The organism is Endozoicomonas sp. 8E, from assembly GCF_032883915.1.
GTDB lineage: Bacteria > Pseudomonadota > Gammaproteobacteria > Pseudomonadales > Endozoicomonadaceae > Endozoicomonas_A.
Window position 1 is genome coordinate 6,866,147 of sequence record NZ_CP120717.1, and the last position, 23,012, is coordinate 6,889,158.

At 49.8% G+C, this 23,012-nt stretch carries 12 protein-coding genes; 9 read left to right on the forward strand and 3 right to left on the reverse strand.

Annotation, left to right across the window (positions count from 1 at the left end):
- The first annotated feature begins 171 nt into the window (after positions 1-171).
- From P6910_RS24535 to P6910_RS24575, 9 genes are all read left to right on the forward strand, one after another.
- Positions 172-2,223 carry a TonB-dependent hemoglobin/transferrin/lactoferrin family receptor gene (locus tag P6910_RS24535; protein WP_317143855.1) on the forward strand — a complete coding sequence of 684 codons (2,052 nt, stop codon included), beginning with the start codon at positions 172-174 and terminating at the stop codon, positions 2,221-2,223.
- Positions 2,224-2,231: 8 nt separating this feature from the next.
- A complete protein-coding gene (locus tag P6910_RS24540) occupies positions 2,232-2,384 on the forward strand; it encodes a hypothetical protein (protein WP_317143856.1) in 153 nt (50 codons plus the stop codon).
- A gap of 25 nt (positions 2,385-2,409) precedes the next feature.
- The gene (locus P6910_RS24545; protein WP_317143857.1) at positions 2,410-2,649 is read left to right on the forward strand and encodes a hypothetical protein; all 240 of its coding nucleotides are present in this window, start codon (positions 2,410-2,412) and stop codon (positions 2,647-2,649) included.
- A gap of 180 nt (positions 2,650-2,829) precedes the next feature.
- Positions 2,830-3,552 (forward strand): energy transducer TonB, encoded by a 723-nt coding sequence (locus P6910_RS24550; protein WP_317143858.1) that lies wholly within the window; start codon positions 2,830-2,832, stop codon positions 3,550-3,552.
- Positions 3,553-3,609: 57 nt separating this feature from the next.
- Entirely contained in the window at positions 3,610-4,296 is a 687-nt protein-coding gene (locus P6910_RS24555; protein ID WP_317143859.1) for a MotA/TolQ/ExbB proton channel family protein, read from the forward strand.
- Entirely contained in the window at positions 4,293-4,721 is a 429-nt protein-coding gene (locus P6910_RS24560) for a biopolymer transporter ExbD (RefSeq protein ID WP_317143860.1), read from the forward strand. The genes P6910_RS24555 and P6910_RS24560 overlap by 4 nt, the downstream gene beginning before the upstream one ends.
- A complete protein-coding gene (locus tag P6910_RS24565) occupies positions 4,718-5,599 on the forward strand; it encodes a hemin ABC transporter substrate-binding protein (RefSeq protein ID WP_317143861.1) in 882 nt (293 codons plus the stop codon). The genes P6910_RS24560 and P6910_RS24565 overlap by 4 nt, the downstream gene beginning before the upstream one ends.
- A gap of 21 nt (positions 5,600-5,620) precedes the next feature.
- Positions 5,621-6,670, forward strand: a complete 1,050-nt coding sequence (locus tag P6910_RS24570; RefSeq protein ID WP_317143862.1) for a FecCD family ABC transporter permease — start codon at positions 5,621-5,623, stop codon at positions 6,668-6,670.
- Positions 6,670-7,443, forward strand: a complete 774-nt coding sequence (locus tag P6910_RS24575; RefSeq protein WP_317143863.1) for a heme ABC transporter ATP-binding protein — start codon at positions 6,670-6,672, stop codon at positions 7,441-7,443. Before P6910_RS24570 ends, P6910_RS24575 begins: the two co-directional genes overlap by 1 nt.
- 203 nt (positions 7,444-7,646) lie before the next feature.
- Here the strand turns inward: P6910_RS24575 and P6910_RS24580 are convergent, their stop codons facing one another.
- From P6910_RS24580 to P6910_RS24590, 3 genes are all read right to left on the reverse strand, one after another.
- On the reverse strand, positions 7,647-12,548 hold the full coding sequence (locus P6910_RS24580; protein WP_317143864.1) for a hypothetical protein: 4,902 nt from the start codon (positions 12,546-12,548) through the stop codon (positions 7,647-7,649).
- 351 nt (positions 12,549-12,899) lie between these two features.
- Entirely contained in the window at positions 12,900-17,819 is a 4,920-nt protein-coding gene (locus tag P6910_RS24585) for a hypothetical protein (RefSeq protein WP_317143865.1), read from the reverse strand.
- Between the two features lie 173 nt (positions 17,820-17,992).
- Entirely contained in the window at positions 17,993-22,897 is a 4,905-nt protein-coding gene (locus P6910_RS24590; protein ID WP_317143866.1) for a hypothetical protein, read from the reverse strand.
- Positions 22,898-23,012: the final 115 nt, after the last annotated feature.

Genomic DNA, 23,012 nt, shown 5'->3' on the forward strand with positions numbered 1-23,012 from the left:
CACAATTGCGAAGACTAAATTTATATACAAATGATAATGATTTGCATTTAGTTTGTTTTTTGCCTATCATCCGACGCCATCATCACGAGCGCTTCGGGGTATTCACAGTACAGCGCTTGTGTGACTCATCCCTATAAAGAATCATCCAATAGCAGTACGCATAGGCCAACAATGACGTTTACCAAAAGTAGTCTGGCAATTGCTGTAATGGCAGTGTCTTCCGGTTTTGTATATGCAGAGAGTGCACCTCAGACTGATGCAACCCTGCTCAATCAGGTAACAGTCACCGCCACCCGATCTGAAAAAGACATCAACGATATCGCCCAGACGATTGAAATCGTAGACCAGTATCAGATCCAGCAGGAACAACCTGAGTCTGTGGCTCAAGCCGTCAAGTCTCTGCCAAACGTATCCGTCAGTGGTGGCCCGCGCGCTAATTCCCAGAGCATCAATATTCGTGGTCTGGAAGGCACTCGTGTTCTTCAGATCACCGATGGTGCCCGCCAAAACTTCTCCAACGGCCACCGTGGTACTTATTTCACAGACCCGGAACTGATGAAATCTATTGAGGTGGTTAAGGGCCCATCCAGTAACCTGTGGGGTTCAGGTGCTATTGGCGGTGTGGTTGTGCAAAACACCAAAACCGCAGAAGAAATGCTGGAACCCGGTGAAACTTTGGGTGGCTATCTATCCCAGGGCTTCCACAGCAACAATAATGAATCCCGCACCAGTGGCTCGCTTTACGGTGTGAACGACAACTTCGACTGGTTGCTCAATGGCTACTACAACGATGGTGGTAACTATGAAACAGGGACCAGCGGCGATGGGAATGGCGACGACGTAGAAAACTCCGGCTCCCGCGAACAGGGTGGTATGGCCAAACTGGGCTGGCAGCTGAATGACGACAGTCGTCTTGAGTTTAAGGCTCAGCAGGCTCAAACCAATGCCAAAGTTCCCAGCAATCCGACAACGGCTGTGGATACGGACTCCCCATTGATTATTCAGGAGTCCACCAACACCAACCTGTCTGTTGCTTATCTTTTTAATCCTGACAGTGCTCTGATCGACAGCAAGTTCCAGCTGTTTTACACCGATACTGAATTTGATGAGTATCGTATTGAAGACGAGCAGACTGATAATACCCGATACAAGACATTGGGTGCAGCGTTTACCAACGTATCAAAGCTGACTCATTTAGATTTAACCTATGGTCTTGATGCCTACAAAAACACCATTGAAACAGTTCGTGATGACTTCGGAAATGAAGGTAATCGCCCGGAAAATCTCGATGGCGAGTCCACCACTGCAGGTGCTTTTGTTCAGGCAGATGTTCCTTTGGCAGAGGCATGGACTTTGCAAACCGGGGTTCGATATGACCGCTTTGAGGCCAAGGACAACCGTTCTGACTCCGACATTGAAGAGAAGAAACAGTCTGACAACGCAGTCTCCCCTTCTGTTGCCCTGATCTGGGACACCACTGATTGGCTGACTCTGACTGCCAGTTACAATGAAGCCTTCCGCGCACCGAATATGGAAGAAATGTTCTCTACAGGAACTCACTTTGCAACGCCAGTTGGCACCAACAGGTTCGTACCCAACCCGAACCTCAAACCTGAAGAAGCGAAGAATAAGGAAATTTCAGCCCGGATGAATTTTGCTGGCCTTCTGAGTGATGATGAACTGACCATTACAGCCAACGTCTTCCAGAACGATGTAGATAACTTCATTACCCAGTTCGTTTATGATCCAAACATCTTTGGTGTTCCAACCAAAACAACCTGGAAGAATGTTGATGAAGCTCAATTGAAGGGCTTTGAGTTGGCCGGCCAGTATCGTTACCAGGATATCCAGCTCGGCCTGTCCTACGGCCAGACCCGTGGCGAAGATAAAAAGACGGGTGAATATCTGGATAACATACCGGCCGACAAAGTGGTTGCAGATGCTGCCTACCTGATGCTGCAGGGTGACCTGAAAATTGGTTCACGGTACACCTATGTCAGTGCTCAGGAAGATATTCGTTCCGATTACGATGGCCAATCCTCCTACGGCAGCTATGACCTGGTCGACCTCTACGCAAGCTATGAGCCAACTACCGGCGCTCTGAAAGGCATCAAGACCGATCTGACCGTCAACAACCTGACGAACGAGTACTACATTTCTGCCTGGGAAACACTCTACGAGCCGGGCCGTAACATCAAACTGAACGTGCGCTACATGTTCTAACCTCCCCTATGCCGGGCATCTGCCCGGCATTTCTCCCCCCTCAGATAGAGGGTGTCGCAAAGCCACTCCAGCGAGGGAACGAGTTGACTCCCGTCATACCCGACTTCATTCTCGTCATTCCCGGCTCTCGTCATTCCCGCGAAGGCGGGAATCCACACTGACTCACCACCAGAACCATACTACCCGGTGTCCCCCTGGCCTTGTCATCCCCGAGAAGGCAGAGATCCACCGTTGGCGCTGGATTCCCGCCTTCGCGGGAATGACGACCTCAGAGCATGGGAACGAGTTGTTGGAGTTTTGCGACAACCTCAGATACCAGTGAAAACACCGGACTATCTGGACAAATATCACAGCTCCAACCAGAGAAAACCTACCCGTCTATTTGAATGCTTCGGCTTTTGTCTACGCAAGGGGATGATGTCCTGATACCCCAGCCATTAACAAGTGATAAATAATAGCCCTGCAAAACGGGTAAGCGCTTTGACTTTGAATCCTTTAGCGTTTATTAGAGCGCACTAAATAAATGCGAATTATTATCATTTGATTTATTGAATACGTCTTAAAGTTGCAGTAATCTTCACTCGCCAATGCACAAGTAAACTGATTATGTCTCGAACGCTGCTACTCACATTGATCATTTCCATTTTCGTTCATATTGCAGCGGCTATCTACCATGGTCAGCAGGAAGTTGAGCAGACTAAAGTGGCTCAGGGCAGCATCAGGGCCCCCATCAGCATGACCTTTTCATCTGTGCAGCAGGCTGCTCACCAGCCCGAGCCGGAGCCTTTCAGGGATACCCCCAAACCTGTCGAGAAAAAACCAAAGCCCATCAAGAAGCCAGAGCCGAAGAAAAACGTCGTCAAGATAGCGGAACCAGAGCCGCAACCTGAAAAACCCGAAGTTAAAAAAGAACCTGAGCCAGAAAAGGTGGTCGAGAAAAAACCCGAACCGCCCAAAAAAGAAGTAGAGCCTCAGGAAGAACCTCCCGCAGAGACTCAGGTGGTCAAAACCGCCACAGAAAAGACTGAAGTAGAAGGCCTCAGCAATGCGCCTGTTTTCGTCTCCAGACCCGCTATTCGCAAGTCTGTCCCCCCCAAATACCCGCGCATTGCGCAACGAAGAAACCAGCAGGGCGTCGTAATGCTGGAGGTCGTGGTAGATATCGAAGGCCATGCAATGAACATAAAAGTGCTGGAGTCATCCGGTTTCAAGCTACTCGACCAGTCAGCCATTGCAGCCGTTGAAGACTGGGAGTTCGAACCCCAGAAGCGTAACAACCGACTGGTGGCTTCCCGGGTCCATATTCCCGTGGCCTTCCAACTGAATTAACAGCCTCTGGCTCACCCAAAATAAAAGATTTTGAAGATAAAAAACAGGTATTAATTGATGTTACTGGAACAGATCTCTTCCCTGGGACTCATGGGCTGGCCTCTGGTCATTATCTCCTGCATCAGTCTGGCTCTTATTCTGGAAAGGCTGATTACTTTTATTCTGCTGCCCAGCCTCAATAAAAAAAGCATGAAGACCCTGCTCAATGAAGTTCGCGGCTGCTCCCACTGCAATAACAGCCAGAACAAACTCTGCAAAAACCTTGTTGCCGGAAAAGGCGTTCGCAAGGGTATCGCTATTCTGTTGAGCCACAATGACTGCGAAAAAGAGATGCGTGAAGAAGTAGCAGGCCTCTGGCTCCTGAAACAAAAAAACACCCTTCATGCCTGGCTGAAACCACTGATGCTGATTGGTATTCTGGCCCCTATGCTGGGGCTGCTGGGCACCGTTCTTGGCCTTATTGGTATGTTCCAGGGAATTTCTGAAGTACAGGGTCCGGTAACACCTGATGTGCTGGCTGGCGGCCTCTGGGAAGCGATGTTCACCACCGCCTTTGGTCTGATGGTGGCCATTCCATCACTGGCAGCCGCCCATGGTTTTGGCATCTGGGCCAATCACTATGTGTCCAAACTGGAGTTTGCCCTGAATCATGCCAACCTGCTGCTGGAAGGCCTGAAAATGAACGACGACGGCATTGCTCTGAATCAGGAAACCGGCTCTTGTCCTGAGGCCGTTCCAGCATGATTCGTATTTCCGATAGCGACGAAACAAACGCCTCTTTTTCCGCAGCAGATCTGACACCGTTGCTGGATGTTGTTTTTATTGTCATGGTTTTCCTCCTGTTCACAGCCAACGTGCAAACCCTGAGTCTGCCCGTAAATCTGCCTGAAGCCAGCCGTGAAGAAGCCGCTCTGACTGAAGAGCCAGAAACACTGACCGTAAGTATTCTGGCAAAAGGTCAGCCTTGGGCACTGGAAGAGAATAAATACGACAATTTTGAAGTATTGAGTCAGAACCTTCTGGCCCGCATCAAGGAAGCGCCCGATACGACGGTTCTTGTTGCAGGTGATCAGGAAGCACCTCTGGGCAATCTGGTTGAGTTGATGACGTTTTTAAGTGAGCACGAGATCACTGCTGCACAAGTCCTTATGGAGGAGAAAAACCCATGAAGAAACTTCTGGCAACCCTGGCGGTGGCAGCCCTGCTGCCGCTCTCTTACTCCGCAATTGCAACAGTGACCGATGCTTCACATAAAGTCCCTGCAGCTGATGAAAAACGTATTGTTTCTGCCGGTAATGGCATCACTGAAATTATTTATGCCCTGGGTGCTGGAGACCAGTTGGTTGCTGTAGATCTGACCAGTAACTACCCACCGCAGGTTAACAAGCTGCCCAAGCTCGGCTACCACAAGCAGCTCTCGGCGGAGGGCATTCTGGCTCTGAAGCCTGACATGCTCATAGGCACAGACGACATGGGACCAGAAACCACCATCACTCAACTAGAAATGGCGGGTCTGGAAGTGGAATCCTATGCCATCAAAAATTCGGCTAAAAACATTCATGAGCGAATCCATTCACTGGCCAAACTGTTGGACAAAGAGAAAGAAGGTGAAGTCCTCTGGAAGTCTATTGACAGCGATCTGAAAGCTGCTAAAGAAATGGCTGACGGCAATGACAAGCCGAGAGTCCTCTTCCTGCTGGCCATGGAAGGCAGAAACCCTTCCGTTTCCGGTGCCGGTACCGAAGCCAATGCCCTGATCAAGCTGGCCGGTGGTTTTAATCCTGCAGAGGCTCAGTTCAACAGCTATAAACCTCTATCCAATGAATCGCTGTTGATCCTCGCTCCTGATGTGATTATCTATTCGGATCGCGGTCGTGGCCTCACCATGGAACAGTTGCTGGAGAGCCAGCCTGTTTTGAAACAGACGCCTGCGGGGAAAAATGCCCGTGTTATTCCCTTAGACGGTCGATTACTGCTGGGAGGTCTGGGCCCCAGAACCGGAGAAACAGCACTGAGTCTGGCCAAAGCCTTTTATCCGGAATCCTGATCACCGCCACTGAGAACAACAATGAACCCTAGTCGTAAATCGGCATTGTTGCTGATAATACTGGCAGTGGCCCTGCCAGCTATCATTGTGCTGTCTGTGGGGACCGGTCCGGTGGCCATTGCTCCTCTGGATATTATCTACATTTTTCTGGATCGACTGGGCATCACTGACAGTCAGGTATCTGACCAGACCCGTCTGATCGTAGAATCCATCCGCATGCCAAGAACACTGATGGGTATCATGATTGGTGGCTCTCTGGCCATTGCCGGTGCCGCCATGCAGGGCTTGTTCAGAAACCCGCTGGCTGATCCCAGTATCATCGGTGTATCCAGCGGCGCAGCCCTTGGAGCGGGTATCGGTATTGTTCTGGGGTCGGCGCTTTTCGCAGGATTCTCCAACCCACTGCTTATGGATTACAGCGTTTCACTGCTGGCTTTTGGCGGCGGTGTTCTTACGACCTGGATCGTTTATAAGATGGGTACCACCAACAATGGCACCTCTGTCGCTACCATGCTGCTGGCCGGTGTCGCCATCTCTGCACTGGCAGGCGCAGGTATGGGAATCCTGAATTACATTGCTGATGATGCCACCCTCAGAAGCCTGACCTTCTGGCAAATGGGCAGCATAGGTGGCGCCAACTGGAACTCGGTCCTGCTCTGTTTCACCCTTTTAGGTCCAGTTATTTTCTTGCTGTGTCGTTACGGACAGGTTCTCAATGCCATGTTGCTGGGCGAATCCGAAGCCCGACATCTGGGCATTGATGTTCAGAAAACCAAGCTGAAATTGATTCTTGTGACTGCCATGGCCGTCGGTGTCTCTGTATCGGTAGCCGGTATCATTGGCTTTGTCGGACTGGTCGTCCCCCATCTGATTCGTTTGATGGCAGGGCCTGATCACAGAACACTGTTACCTGCCTCAGCCATGCTGGGGGGTATCCTGTTGCTGGCAGCCGATATGATCGCCAGAACCGCTGTCGCTCCCGCTGAACTGCCCATTGGTATTGTCACCGCCCTGATGGGTGCTCCGTTCTTCATGTCCCTGCTATGGCAGCAACGCAAAAGGATCGCCTGATGAGTTGTCTCAAGGTTGAAAATGCCACAGTGCAGATCGGCGACAAAATACTGCTTGATAATGTCAGTCTTTCAGTCGCTCCCGGTGAAATAGTCACAATTCTGGGCCCTAACGGGGCTGGTAAAAGCACTCTGATGAAAGTCACCAGTGGAGAGCAAAAGCCTTCTTCGGGAAAGGTACTGTTAAATGGCAGAAGTGATTGGGGACTGCAACAACAAGCTCTTATGCTGGGCGTGTTACCCCAATCTTCCTCCCTGAGCTTTCCTTTCACGGTTGAAGAAGTGGTTATTCTGGGACGCATTCCCTGTGCTACAGACCGGACAGAAAATCTGGCCATCGTTGAGGCGGCACTGACAGAAGTCGATGGTCTGCACCTGCGAGATCGTCGCTACACCACCCTTTCCGGTGGTGAACGACAGAGGGTTCATATGGCCAGAGTGTTGGCCCAGATCTGGAACGAGCCGGATTTTGGCAAACGCTACCTGTTGCTGGACGAACCCACTTCAGCACTGGACCCGGCTCATCAGCAACTGACTCTGAAAATGGCTCTCAGGCAGGCTGACAAAGGTGTAGGTGTAATGGTTATTCTGCACGATCTTAACCTGGCAGCCCGTTTTTCAGACCGTCTGGTGGTTCTAAAAGAAGGGGCTATAGCAGCCCAGGGAACACCCCATGAAGTGTTAACCGCCGAAACGTTACAGGCTGTGTTTGATGTGGATGTTACGATTTCGGAGCATCCAGCTCATGGCTGCCCTTTGGTTATCAACAATTAATTTCTTTTGAGATCATTTCACAATTTCTCATCCCTCTCGAACGCCAGGATGAGAAATTGGTTTCTTTAATTTTATAAGTACCTGACTAGGTACTTAACTACGCAATTAAAAATAAGCGCACACATTCAAAAAACAGGCGCACCATAACAGCCAATACGAACTCAATAATATCTGTTGTCTCCACCCCAATTTCTAAAATATTCCTATAGCAAGCGGTCCCACTCATCCTGATTTTTTGTATGTTTACTCATGTTAGCGCGTTTGATTTTCAGCCAGTATTGCTCGTCATGGCCTTCAGGCAACGAATTTAAAAATTCAATGGTTGTTAAGGGACTAACGGCAATATTTTGATGAAGCAAACAGTGTTTGGCTATTCTTATTTGACTCTTTTCTGTGCATTCTTTCCAAAATTGATGAAAATATTCCCGATACTCTTCGAGGTAATACTTACAAAGATCAGCTTTGTAAGCTTGCATTTTAGCCAGAGGCAGGTCATCTGTTTGCAGGGATGAGATTGAGTTGTTTTGTGTACTTTCGCTGCTGACCTCAGGAATGACCTTCAAGCAATCATCATGCTCATCCGTGCTGTTGGCATTGACGCCAAAGTCTATGTATTTGTCATTGGATTCAGGGAACAGAACAAGGTTCATAACATTTAACATCAACGCCAAAACTGCTTCCCGGGTAAAATCATTTTCTTTGAGGCGATAGAGGGGACATAAGTTTTCAAATGGATGTCCTATCGACCAATTATAATCTCCTTCTTTCAGGAAGGTGGTTCTGAACTCAAAATACACATCTTTGAGATCTTTGATTTGGCTATGATAGAACTCCGGATTATTCCGGATAAAATTTATTGCATTGGCAGTACTTTTAAATTCAATGAAGAAAAGTCCATAAATGATTTTATGAAGTTGCTGTGGATAAGTTCTGATAATTTCATCAATATGTTGGGACAGAATATCCCGGCTTAAATCATCCAGCGGTGTTGAGAAATAGCATAAATAATCACTCTCACCCATCACCTCCAGCCATTTTTTCAGATTGAACTCATTGTTCTCATTAACACAGGACTGATACAGGATTTGGGAAATCTGGCGTGTACTTTCAAGTACCTCGCCATCCTTACCACCTGGAGTGTGAAACCGAACATTGTCTAATACCGATGATGAAAACCGCTCACCTTCAAAAGAACATTGTGAGAAAAAGCAACTGTCAACAATGGCACTGTTTAACCGCTCTGTATTGAATTTACATTGCTGAAATGTAATGGATGGCAGTATTGTACCCTTCATTGAACAGCCGCTGAAATCAATGCTTTCTATAGTACTCAAACTCTTCAGCTCAAAACCATCCAGGGAATCCAGCTTGCCCTCCAACAGTTGTGGGTTTTGCTCAAACAGCAACTGTATGCGCTCTTCGCCACAAGAGCTGACGATACCTTTGAGGCCTGGGTGATGCTTACTGCCTTGAGAGGTTAACTCACGGTAGAGGACTGACCAGGATTCCCGAAAAAGCTGTTCCAGCGGACGCCCGTCGGGCCAGTGGCTGAAGCGTTTTTTTAGTGTATCCAACAATTGCCGCTGTCCTTCGAGAGAACTCATCTCAAGTTTGCTCCACTCGTCAAGCAAAGACACAGGCTTGGAAAAACAGGTCTCTTGTGCCAGAGTGTGCTTAATCACACTCTGGTAGTCATGGGTTGACCGCGTAATGATTTTCTCATTACGGGCGAGGGCCTCCAGACCAGGGAATCCCCCTGAATATTGGATGGGTTCTTTATAAATTTTTGCATCCATACGGCCGAGTGTTTCAGAAGTCAGGCGCAAAGACATGGCCCCACCAGGTCTGTACCTGGAATTATCCGCCAGCTGCTCCATGACTCGGGTAAATGTGTATTCGGTGTTGCTTTTGATCCTGCGAGCTATATTCCCCGCATTGAAATCATGCGGTTTCATCCCGATCTGATGACGTCGTTCAAAGGAGCTCAGGACAGCTTCATTTTCCAGACTGATCAAAACCTGGCCATTGTTCCGTTCCCCATGCGAACAAAAGCCTAACGTGTGCCCGAGGCAGAACTGTCTGGCGGGGTCTGCCGAAATGCCATGGGGCAGACCCGGGCGGTAATGCACCAGACGTCCTGCGCGAATACGACAATGGATTTCCCAATTGAGCAATTCTTCGTCACTGAAGTTCAGCAATTCTTTAAGAAAGGCTTTTTTGTCGGTGTTTACCGGAGTATTGATATCCGCTGCCACAGCAAGGTTCATATCACCGAGGCAGCCGTGATAGTCGGCCAGGGCGTCCAGCCATTGCTCTTCCAGGTCGTTGATATCTGGCCGCTCCCCACCAATACCCAGCTCTGCCAGTTCCCTGAACAATGCTTCAACCACCGCTTTACTGTGTCCGGGAAAGGTGAGGGTGAGTTGATTTTCAAAGCTCAGGGCTTCAGGCAGGCTCGGGGGAGAAAACAGAATACTGCCACCTTCACAGACGGTCGATTCGAGTTCAACGGCTCGTACTGGTGAGGCGCTGAGGCGGGCAGCATCCAGTTGTTCCGTACTCAAATAACCGACGCTCTGGCCTGTCAGTTTGGCAAAACCGTGGCTGAATTCAGCCAGTTGTATTTTTACCTCAACCTCTTCGCCAGTTCTTGAACTGACTCGTGCAGGTAAAGCCGGGGCAGGCAGGGGCGTTTTGATGGCTGGCAGTTTTGCAATAAACGGCAAGTCGTTGGTTAACGATGCCCGACATTTGTTAGCAATGTCCTGCAGAACCATCACGGTCTGATCAATGGTATTGTGATTCTTTGCGTGCCATCGTGATTTATCTTTGGCTAATTGTCCGGCCATGCTCTCGCAATTGTTGGCCAAGCTGATCAGGTCACTGCGCCAGTCGCGGTAATGGTCGTTCGGGGCGTGCTTAGGATTATTCAGGGCAAAGTTGGTATATTTAACCCGGCAGGCCAGACGATGCAATCCCCGATCCAGGGCCAGGTTATCAGCCAGTTTATTGCCCGCTTCCCGCGACAACTTGAGGGTCATCCGGGTGATGGGTTGGCCATTGGCATCCAGTAACTGGCTGATACCGATTTGCCCGCCCCGGACATCGCGGCCTTTGACCGGCAGCCAACCGCCTCGGATACCCGCCGCCTCTATCGCCTTGTATTCCGCCATGGAAACCCTCTCACCTGCCTCCAGACTGTTGGGAAAGCGAGTGGTCAGCCAGGCAATGCGATCATGAATAGTCTGCCGTAACCAGCTGCGGTCACCGGGTAGAAAACCACTGTGTTCGATCAGTTGGTTCAGACCCTGCCAGTCAACCTGACGTAAGATATCTTTCAGGGTATGGCCCAGTAAGTCATCCTCTAATTGCGCGAGAATATCGACGCAGGGGTTGTCGATCGGCAACGAATTCATGGGCGGAGCCTGAGGGTTCCGCAGTTTATTCAGCAGCAAGGGCATGGAGGAAAAGTCATCCGTTTTCGAGGCGGGCTCTGGTTTTTCAGGACATGGATAGCGAGTCGCCATCCCGGCATAATCCCAGTGGAACATGACCGGCTCCCCTTCCGGGGTCAGTTCAATGCCCTCCCAGGCACTGTTCACCATGTTTTCGTTACCAACAATTACATTAATCAGCAATAATCTGGCCCACTGCTCTGGAGACAGAGAGCACAGCGTCGCCTCGCCGCCTTTGAGCTTGCCCTGCCATTGTTCGGGAACGGGACTGACCACATAAAAATGCCCCTGCTCCTCATGGACAAAGCTTTGAGGAACTGTGATGCCCAGCAGCCCGGCAAGGTTAGCCATTAGCAGCTGGTTGCGGGCGCTTAGCTCACAGCTCGCCGGTTTGACGGAATAAACCTGTTGGCTAACGGGGTCGTTGTAAAGCCCCGCTGGCCACCTGCTCTGGCATTCTTCCATGGCAGCAGCTTGCGGGGTCAGTTTTGCCAGAGAGAAGGACGATTCCTGTGGTTCTTTCAGCTCTCCGGTATAGGGCGTAATCAACTCCCGGACAACAGCGGACTGTTCACCTATGCTAAACAGCTGATAACTAAATGGCGAAGGATGATGCTCCCACTGCTTCTTGGTGTTTTCACAGCGGGTGGCGGCACCGATGCTGAAGAAATGTTTGCAGTTTGCCTCACTGTCCTGCAACTTGATCGGGCACCAGAGGTCACCCTGCCTGGCAATCACCTGACAGACCTCTTCGGCCAACAGGCGCCATTCTTGCTTCTGGAGATCATCCTGACAGGCAGCAAAACACTCCAGCCGATCCATGTAAAAGCGTCCTCTGACCCGCATAACATCCAGCGTATCGGCGTCATGGAGCAGACTGCGCAGGGTCTGTATCACCTCTGGCAGTTGTTCGCAGCCCTTCGGGTTATCCTTGTGGCAAATGGCTTCACCACACTGCCAGGCCAGGGACTGATCCACGCCGAAGTTACGCAAGTGTTCCCTCAGGTTGTCAGCACTGGCCCGCTCCCACTCGGGCGTATCGTTCCCATCGCCTTCACGGCCAGTGTCGTGAAACAGGCAGGTTTTGATCAGTAAGGGTATCATTTGGTCGGGAAATGCCCGCGCCAGAGGATCGCCGTGCTGTTTACGCAGTTCCAACAGGGCTACTGCCCAGATCGCCGTCCGGCAACTGTGCTGGACACCATGAACCTCGCGGGCAATGGTCTGGGCAGAAGGTGAGATGTGTGATGGGTGATAAGGCTGAAGCAAGGCTGTTTTTGCTACCTGAGTGGATTCGATCAACGATGGATCAATGACCGGCCAATGGGCTGGCTCAGTTTCGGTTTTGCCTATTTTCGGACACTTTTCTACCGGTTCACTGGTCAGCGCTGCCAGCGATGTGCCACTGATTTTCGAGGTAATATCAGCAACGGTTACATTACGTTTATGCCCGGCCTGACAATCAATTTTGATTGCCTGATCCCACTTTTCAGAAGCAGCACCGGGGAGCATGACCTCATCACGTCCACTCACTTTCCTTGTGGCAAAAGCGACGCCTGTGTTACCACTATTGTCAGATGAAGGGATAGAACCGGCAAAAGATAGCTGTTCTGTTGTTCCACCTACTGTTTTACTGGGGAGCGAATCCATTTTTTTTAGCCCTCACTTCTGTCCTTGTGATACTGACTTTTTTGAGTCATACCGAATCCATTACAGTTTGGACAGTTTATCCAATAATTAGTTTCATCCATTCTGTGAAGACTGGGAAAAACTATAAGTACTCAGCCATACGGAATCGAATATTTCTGGCTTATTGGGCAGGTGCTCTGCAAGGCGCAACGACGGGAACATAGCAAGCTATGTGACCAGAGTTGCAACGCAGCACGACTGCATGGATGCAGGAGCTAGAGCAACGCAGGAGCAGTTGCCGCGAGTGCCTGAGCAATGAGTCAGAAAATATGATTTCGTATGGTTGAGTACTTATGTAAAGGCTGGGCAAAACTATAAGATTGGCTTCACACTCGTCGAATGGCAGGAGGTGTTCAGGTGTGACTCGAACAAGAGTTCCCACTCTTTCTGATTTTTTTTATGCTTTTCAATGTTAGCGGTATAGATTTCCTGCCAGTTTTCCTCGCCGTCTTCTTTAGACAACAAATTTAAAAATTCTCCGGTTGTTGAGGGGCTAACGGCAACATTTTGATGACGCAAACAGTGTTTGGCTATTATTAATTGACTCTTTTCTGAGCACTCTTTCCAGAATCGATGAATATAGTCTCGGTAATCTTTAAGGCAGAATCTACAGAGAAGAGCTTTATAACGTTGCATTTCAACCAGAGACAGGTCATTTGTTTCCGAACCTGAGATTGAATTATTTTGTGTAATTTCGCTACTTACCTCAGGAATGGCCTTCCAGCAATTGTCATGCTCATCCGTGCTGTTGGCATTGACGCTAAAGTCTATGTATTTATCATTGAATTCCGGGAATAGAACAAGGTTAATAACATTTAGCATCAACGCCAAAACGGCTTCCCGGGAAAAATCATTATTGCCTTCGACGCAATCGAGCTCAAATAATACTACAAATGGATCACCCATCATTTTCTTATAATTCCCTTCATTCAGGAAGATGGTTCTAAAATCAAAATACAAATCTTTAAGATCTTTAATTTTTCGATCATAGAATTCCGGATTATTACTGACAAAATTTATTGCATTGGCAGTATTTTCAAATCCTATGGAAAAAAGCCCATAAATAACAGGACAAAGTTGCTGTGGATACGTTCCGGTAATTTTATCAACATTTTGGGACAGAATATCCCGACTCAAATCATCCAGCGGTGCTGAGTACCCGCGTAGACAGTAACTTTTGCCCATCACCTCCAACCATTGTTTCAGATTGAACTCATTGTGTTCATTAACACACGACTGATACAGGATTCGGGACAGCTGACGTGTACTTTCACATACCAGGCCATTCTCATCATTTTCAGCAATAAATCGGACATTATCTAATATCGATGATGAAAACCGCTTACCTTCAAAAGAACATTTGCTGAAAAAGCCCTTTTCAATAATGGCACTGTTTAACAGCTCTGTATTGAATTTGCAGTTCTGAAATGCAACGGAACGAAATACTGTACCCTTCATTGAACAGCCGCTGAAATCAATCCCTTTTATACAATACATAATTCTATTGAGATGAAAGCCGTCCAGGGAATCCAGCTTTCCCTCCAACAACTGTGGGTTTTGCTCAAACAACAACTCTATGCGCTCTTCACCACAACCCCTGACGAGACTTTTGATGCCTTCGTCAAACTGGCTGCCTTTGCAGATTATCTCATGGTAAAAGACTGACCAGGATTGCGGAAAAAGCGTTTCCAGCGGCCGCCCGTCGGGCCAATGGCTAAAGCGTTGCTTCAGAGTGCGCAACAATTGCCCCTGACTTTTGGGAGAACTCATCTCAAGTATGTACAACTCGTCAAGCAAGGACACAGGATTGGAAAAACGGGTCTCCTGTGGCTGATTGCACTGAGTAACACTCTGGTAGTCATTGGTTGACTGCGTAATGATTTTCTCATTGCGGGCAAAGGCCTCGACACCAAAGAATGGCCCCCTGATCTGGCTGTGATTTCTATAAATTTGTGCATCCATACGGCCCAGTGTTTCAGAAGTCAGGCGCAAAGACATGACCCCACTGGGTCTGAACCTGGATTTATCCGCCAGCTCCTTCTCCATGACACGGGAAAATGTATATTCGGTGTCGCATTTCACCCTGCGTACCGAAATATGCCTGGGTGGTTCCACCCCGATCTGAGCACGTCGTTCAAAGGAGCTCAGGGTAGCTTCATTTTCCAGGCTATCGCTCAAAAACTGTCCATTGCTCCCTTTTCGCTCTGGGCGAAAGTTTATATCGTGCCCGAGGCAGAACTTCCTCGCGGGGTTTGCCTCAATACCATGGGGCAACCCTGGGCGGTAGTGCACCAGACGTCCTGCACGAATACGACAATGGATTTCCCAATCGTCGTCAATGAAGTGCAGCACCTGTTTAAGAAAGGCTTTTTTGCGGGTGTTTACCGGGGTATTGATATCCGCTGCCACAGCAAGGTTCATATCACCAAGGCAGCCGTGGTAATCGGCCAGAGTGTCCAGCCATTGCTCTTCCAGGTCGTTGGTATCCGGTCGCCCCCCATCAATACCCAGCTCTGCCAATTCCCTGAACAAGGCTTCAACCACCGCTTTACTGTGTCCCCTAAAGGTGAGGGTCAGTTGATTTTCAAAGCTCAGGGCTTCAGGCAGGTTCGGAGGAGAAAACAGAACACTGCCGCCTTCACAGACAACCGATTCGAGTGCAACGGCTCGTACCGGTGAGGCGGTCATGGGGGTGGCCTTCAGTTGTTGCGGAATCAAATAGCTGACGCTCTGGCCTGTCAGTTTGGCAAAACCGTGACTGAATTCAGCCAGTTCTACTTTCGCTTCAACGTCTTTGCCCATTCTTGAACTGACTCGTGCTGGTAAGGCCGGGAAAGGCAGAGGCGTTTCGATGGTTGGCAGTTTTGCAATGGACGGCCAGTCGGCGGCTAACGACGCCCGGCACTTGTTAGCAATGTCCTGCAGAATCATCACGTTATTCTCAATGATATTGTGATCCTTTGCGTGCCACCGTTGTTTATCTTTGGCTAACTGCCCGGCCATGCCCTCACAATCATTGGCCAGGCTGGTCAAGTCACTGCGCCAGTCTCGGTAACATCTGTTCAGGGCATAGTTGGTATATTCAACCCGGCTGGCCAGGCGGTGTAATCCCCGTTCCAGAGCCAGGTTACCAGCCAGTTTATTGCCCGCTTCCCGGGACAACTTGAGGGTCATCCGGGTGATGGGTTGGCCATTGGCATCCAGTAACTGGCTGATACCGATCTGCCCGCCGCGGATATCCCGGCCTTTGACCGGCAGCCACCCGCCACGGATACCCGCCGCCTCGATTGCCTTGTATTCCGCCATGGATACCCTCTCGCCCGCACCCAGGCTGTTGGGAAAGCGGGTGGTCAGCCAGGCAATGCGATCATGAATAGTCTGCCGTAACCAGCTGCGATCACCGGGCAGAAAACCGCTGTGTTCGATGAGCCGGTCCAGGGCCTGCCAGTCAACCTGCCGCAAGATATCTTTCAGGGTATGGCCCAGCATGTCATCTTCTAATTGCGCGAGGATATCGACGCAGGGGTTATAAATCGGCAACGAGTTCATGGGGGGCGCCTGAGGGTTCCTGAGTTTATTCAGCAGCACGGGCATGGAGGAAAAATCATCCGGTTTGGGGGCGGGCTCTGGTTTTTCAGGACATGGGTAGCGAGTCGCCATCCCGGCATAATCCCAGTGAAACATAACCGGCTCCCCTTCCGGGGTCAGTTCAATGCCCTCCCAGGCACTGTTCACCATACTTTCGTTACCGACAATCACATTAATCAGCAATAATCTGGCCCACTGCTCTTGAGACAGAGAGCGCAGCGTTGCCTCACCACCTTTGAGCTTACCCTGCCATTGTTTGGGGACAGGACTGACCACATAAAAGTGATCCTGCTCCTCATGAACAAAACTCTGAGGTACTGTGATGCCCAGCAGCCCGGCAAGGTTGGCCATCAGTAGCTGGTTGCGGGCACTTAGCTCACAGCTCGCCGGTTTGATGGAATAAACCTGTTGGCTGACGGGGTCGGTGTAAAGCCCCGCTGGCCAAGCGCTCTGGCATTCTTCCATGGCAGCACTTTTCATGGCAGCACTGTGCGAGGTCAGTTTTGTCAGGGAGAAAGATGATTCCTGAGGTTCTGCCAGCTGTCCGGTATAGGGCGTAATCAACTCCCGGACAACACCGGACTGCTCACCTATGCTAAACAGCTGATAACTGAAGGGCGAAGGGTGGTGCTCCCAATGCTTTTTAGTGGTTTCACACCGGCTGGCGTCACCGATGCTGAAGAAATGTTCGCGGTTTGCGTCACTGTCCTGCAACTTGATCGGATACCAGAGGTCGCCCTGCCTGGCAATCACCCGGCAAACCTCTTCGGCCAGCAGGCGCCAGTCTTGCCTCTGCTGATCATCCTGACAGGCCGCAAAACACTCCAGCCGGTCCATGTAAAAGCATCCTCTGACCCGCATAACATCCAGCGTATCGGCGTCATGGAGCAGACTGCGCAGGGTCTGTATTGTCTCTGGCAGATGCTCACAGCCCTGCGGATTATCCTTGTGGCAAATGGCCTCACCGCACTGCCAGGCCAGAGACTGATACACGCCGCAGTTACGCAGGTGTTCCCTCAGGTTGTCAGCACTGGCCCGCTCCCACTCCTCCGTATCGTCCCCATCGCCTTCACGACCAGTGTCGTGAAACAGGCAGGTTTTAATCAGCAGCGGCACCATCTGGTCGGGAAATGCCCGCGCCAGGGGATTGCCGTGCCGTTTACGCAGTTCCAACAGGGCTAGTGCCCAGATTGCCGCCCGACAACTGTGCTGGAGACCATGAACCTCACGGGCAATGGTCCCGGCAGGCGGTGAGATGTGTGAAGGGCGATAAGGCTGAAGCAAGGCTGTTTTAGCTACCTGAGTGGATTCAATCAACGATGGATCAATGACCGACCAATGGGCTGTTTCGGTTGCAGCTATTTTTGGACGCTTTTTTACCGGTTCAATGGGCAGCGTTTCCAGCCCTGTCTCAATTATTTTCGAGGGAATATCAGTGGCGGCTACTTTCTGCCCGACATTTCGCATGCAATGAATATTGGCTGCCTCATCCCGCTTTGCAGAAGCAACATCCGTGGGCATTAACTCTCCACTTAGAGTCACTTTTCTGGCAAAAGCGGTGCCTGTCTTATCAATATTTTCAGATAAACTTGAGCCGACAAAAGGCGCCTGTACTTTTCCTGCATTAATAGGGCGCGAATCCATTTTTTTAGCCCTCACTCATACTGACCTTTTTGAGTCATACCGAATCCATTAATGATTGGACAGTTTATCCAACAATTAGTTTCATCCATTCTGTTAAGATTGAGCAAAACTATAAGATTGGCTCCATACCTGTCGAATAGCAGAAGGTGATGAGAAGGGCTGGTAATTCAAACTCAAAAAAATCTGTTGGTTTTGCTCCATTCCCCAAATTCTTCCTCTAGCAACGCAGTCAACTCACTCTGAATTTTTATATGTTTTCCGAAGTTAGTGATATGCATGTCGCGCCAATTTTCCTCGCCGTATTCTTTAGACAACAAATCAAAAAATGCCCTGGTTGTTGCGGGGCTAACGACAACATTTTGATGACGCAAACAGTGTTTGGCTATTGTTAATTGACTCTTTTCTGAGCATTCTTCCCAGAATTGATGAATATAGTCCCGGTACTCTTTAAGGCGAAACATACAAAGACGAGCTTTGTAACCTTGCATTTCAACCAGAGGCAGGTCACCTGTGTTGCTTTGCGTGCTTGCGCTACTTACCTCAGGAATGGCCTTCAGGCATTGGTCGTGGTCATCCGAGTTATTGGGATTGACACCAAAGTCTATGTATTGATCATTGGATTCAGGAAACAGAACAAGATTAATAACATTTAACATCAACGCCAAAACCGCTTCCCGGGAAAAATCACTGCGTTTGACGGGATAGAGGATAAATAATCTATCAAATGGAGCCCCTATTGACTCACCCAGATATTTTCCTTCCTTCAGGAAGTGGGTTCTGAACTGAAAATACAAGTCTTTGAGATCTTTGATTTTGAGATCATAGAATTCCGGGTTATTTTCGACAAAATTTATTGCATTGGCAGTACTTTTAAAGTTAATGGATAAAAGTCCATCAACAGTTTTACAAAGTTGCTGTGGGTAAGTTCTTTTAATTTCATCAATATGCTGGGACAGAATATCCCTGCTTAGATCATCCAGCGGTGTTGAGTCGAAGCGCAGATAATGACTTTCCCCCATCACCTCCAGCCATTGTTTCAGATTGAACTCATTGTGCTCACTAACACACGACTGATACAGGATTCGGGAAAGATGACGTCTACTTTCATATGCCGGGCTATCCATACCATTTTCACAGTAAAAACGGACATTGTCTAATAACGATGATGAAAACCGCTTACCTTCAAAAGAACATCCGCTGAAAAAGGCATCTTTAACAATGGCACTGTTCAACAACTCTATATTGAATTTACAATTATGAAGTAAAACGGATTGCAACACTGTGTCGTTCATTGAACAGCCTCTGAAATCAATCCCGGTTAAACCATACTGTCTCCCTTCCAGCTTAAAACCATCCAGGGAATCCACCTTTCCCTCCAACAGTTGTGGGTTTTGCTCAAACAACAACTGTATGCCCTCTTCACCACAAAGCTTGACGAGATTTTTGATGCCTTTGTCAAACTGGCTGCCTTTACAGGTTATCTCATGGTAAAGGACTGACCAGGATTGCCTAAAAAGCTGTTCCAGCGGGCGCCCGTCGGGCCAGTGGCTAAAGCGTTTCTTTAGAATATAAAATAATTGACGTGTATCTTCGTGAGAACTGATCTCAAGTACGTTCAACTCGTCAAGTAAGGACAGAGGATTGGAAAAACGAGTCTCCTGTTCTTTATTAAAACGAATCAGATTGCGGTAGTCACAGGTTGACTGCGTAATAATTTTCTCATTACGGGCGAAGGCGTCCAAATCAGGGAACTTCCCGCCGACGCTGTAATTTTCACAAATTCTTGCATCGAGTCGGCCGAGTGTTGCAGAAGTCAGGATCATAGACATCATCCCTCCTTCATAATCCCGCCTGGAATTATCCGCCTGCTTCTTCTCCATGACTCGGGTACATACTTTGTCGGTATCGCATTTCATCCTGAGGTCCATACTCCACATATTCCCAAACGGTTCCATTCCGATCTCAGTGCGTCGCTCAAAGGAACTCAGGGTGGCTTCATTTGCCAGGCTATTGAGCATAACCTTTTTACTGACCCGTTCCCGGTCTGAAAGAAAGTCTACATTATGCCCGAGACAGAACTCCCGGGCGGGGTCTGCTCCTATGCCGTGGGGCAACCCCAGTCGGTAAAGCACCAGACGTCCAGCGCGAATACGACAATGGATTTCCCAATCAAGCAGAGCTTCGTCACTGAGGTTCAGAAACTGTTTTAGAAACGCTTTTTTAAGGGTATTTACCGGGGTATTGATATCCGCTGCCAGGGCACGGTTCATATCACCCAGACAACCGTGATAGTCGGCCAGGGCGTTCAGCCATTGCTCTTCCAGATCCAGGGTATCTGGTCGCTCAGCATCAATGCCCAGTTCTGCCAGTTCCCTGAACAATGCTTCAACCACCGCTTTACTGTGTCCCCCAAAGGTGAGGGTCAGATGATTTTCAAAGCTAAGGGCTTCAGGCAGGTTTGGAGGAGAAAAGAGAATACTGCCACCCTCGCAGACGGCTGCTTCAAGTTTAACGGCTCGTACCGGTGAGGCACTCAGGTAGGTAAAATGCAGTTGTTCCTCATCCAAATAACTGACGCTCTGGCCTGTCAGTTTGGCAAAACCGTGGCTGAATTCCGCCAGTTGTATTTTTGCTTCAACCTCTTCAGTGGCTCTTGAGCTGACTCGTGCAGGTAAGGCCGGGTCAGGCAGGGGCGTTTCGATTTCTGGCAGTTCTGCAATATACGGTTCGTCGGCGATTAACGATGCCCGACACTTGTTAGCAATGTCCTGCAGAACCATTAGGGTCTGATCAATGGTACCGTGATCCTTTGCGTGCCAACGTGATTTATCTTTGGCTAACTGCCCGGCCATACCCTCACAATCATTGGCCAGACTCGCCAGGTCACTGCGCCAGTCTCGGTAACGTCTGTTCAGGGCAGAGTTGGTATATTTAACCCGGCTGGCCAGACGGTGCAATCCCCGTTCCAGGGCCAGGTTATCAGCCAGCTTATTGCCCGCCTCCCGGGACAACTTGAGGGTCATCCGGGTGATGGGTTGGCCATTGGCATCCAGTAACTGGCTGATACCGATCTGCCCGCCCCGGATATCGCGGCCTTTGACCGGCAGCCAACCACCACGAATACCCGCCGCCTCGATTGCTTTGTATTCCGCCATGGATATTCTCTCACCTGCTTCCAGGCTGTTGGGAAAGCGGGTGGTCAGCCAGGCAATGCGATCATGAATAGTCTGCCGTAACCAGCTGCGGTCACCGGGCAGAAAGCCGCTGTGTTCGATCAGCCGGTCCAGGGCCTGCCAGTCAACCTGCCGCAGGATATCTTTCAGGTTATGGCCCAGTAAGTCATCCTCTAATTGTGCAAGAATATCGACGCAGGGGTTGTCGATCGGCAAGGAGTTCATGGAGGGCGCCTGAGGGTTCCTCAGTTTTTGTAGCAGCAGGGGCATGGAGGAAAAGTCATCCGTTTTCGAGGCGGGCTCTGGTTTTTCAGGACATGGGTAGCGAGTTGCCATCCCGGCATAATCCCAGTGGAACATGACCGGCTCGCCTTCCGGGGTCAGTTCAATGCCCTCCCAGGCACTGTTAACCATACTTTCGTTACCGACAATCACATTAATCAGCAATAATCTGGCCCACTGCTCTGAAGACAAGGAGCGCAACCTTGCCTCCCCGCCTTTGAGCTTGCCCTGCCATTCCCCGGGGACAGAACTAACCACATAAAAATGACCCTCTTCCTCATGAACAAAGCTCTGAGGTACTGTGATGCCCAGCAGCTCAGCAAGATTGGCCATCAGTAACTGGTTGCGGGCACTTAGCTCACAGCTCGCCGGTTTGATGGAATAAACCTGTTGGCTGACGGGGTCGGTGTAAAGCCCCGCTGACAAGGTGCTGCTTTGGCATTCTTCCATGGCAGCAGCTTGCGGGGTCAGTTTTGCCAGGGAGAAAGACGATACCGGCGGTTCTGTCAGCTGTCCGGTATAGGGCGTAATCAACTCCCGGACAACACCGGACTGTTCACCAACGCTAAACAGCTGATAACTGAAGGGCGAAGGATGGTGCTCCCACTGCTTTTTAGTGTTTTCACACAGGCTGGCGTCACCGATGCTGAAGAAATGTTCGTGGCTGGCATTGCTGTCCTGCAACTTGATCGGGTACCAGAGGTCACCCTGCCTGGCAATCACCCGGCAGACCTCTTCGGCCAGCAGGCGCCATTCTTGCCTCTGCTGCTCATCCTGACAGGCAGCAAAACACTCCAGCCGGTCCATGTAAAAGCATCCTCTGACTCGCATGACATCCAGCGTATCCGCGTCATGGAGCAGACTGCGCAGGGTCTGTATCACCTCTGGCAGATGCTCGCAGCCCTTCGGGTTATCCTTGTGGCAAATGGCTTCACCACACTGCCAGGCCAGGGACTGATCCACGCCGAAGTTGCGCAGGTGTTCCCTCAGATTGTCAGCACTGGCCCGCTCCCACTCCACCGTATCGGCCTCATCGCCTTCACGGCCGGTATCGTGAAACAAGCAGGTTTTGATCAGCAGGGGTACCATGTGGTCGGGAAATGCCCGCGCCAGGGGTTCGCCGTGCTGTTTACGCAGTTCCAACAGGGCTACAGCCCAGATTGCTGCCCGACAACTGTGCTGGAGACCATGAACCTCACGGGCAATGGTCCCGGCAGGCGGTGAGATGTGTGATGGGCGATAAGGCTGAAGCAAGGCTGTTTTCGCTACCTGGGTGGATTCAATCAACGATGGATCAATGACCGGCCAATGGGCTGCTTCGGTTGCAGCTATTTTCAGACGTTTTTTTACCGGTTCAATGGTCAGCGTTTCCAGCCCTGTCTCAATTATTTTCAGGGGAATATCAGTAGCGGTTAATTTATGCGCGGCATTGTGCCTGTCATGAATATTGTTCGCCTCAACCCACTTTGCAGAAGCAACTTCCGTGGGCATTAACTCTTCACTTATACTCACTTTTCTGGCAAAAGCATTGCCTGTCTTATCAATATTTTCAGATAACCTTGAGTCGTCAAAAGGCACCTGTTCTCTTGTTCCACCTATTGTGTTACCGGGAAGCAAATCCATTTTTTAGTCCTCACTACTGTCCTTGTAATACTGACCTTCTTGAGTCAAACCGAAGCTATTAAAGCTTGGACAGTTTATCCAGTCAGTTAGTTCCATCTATTCTGTGAAGACTGGG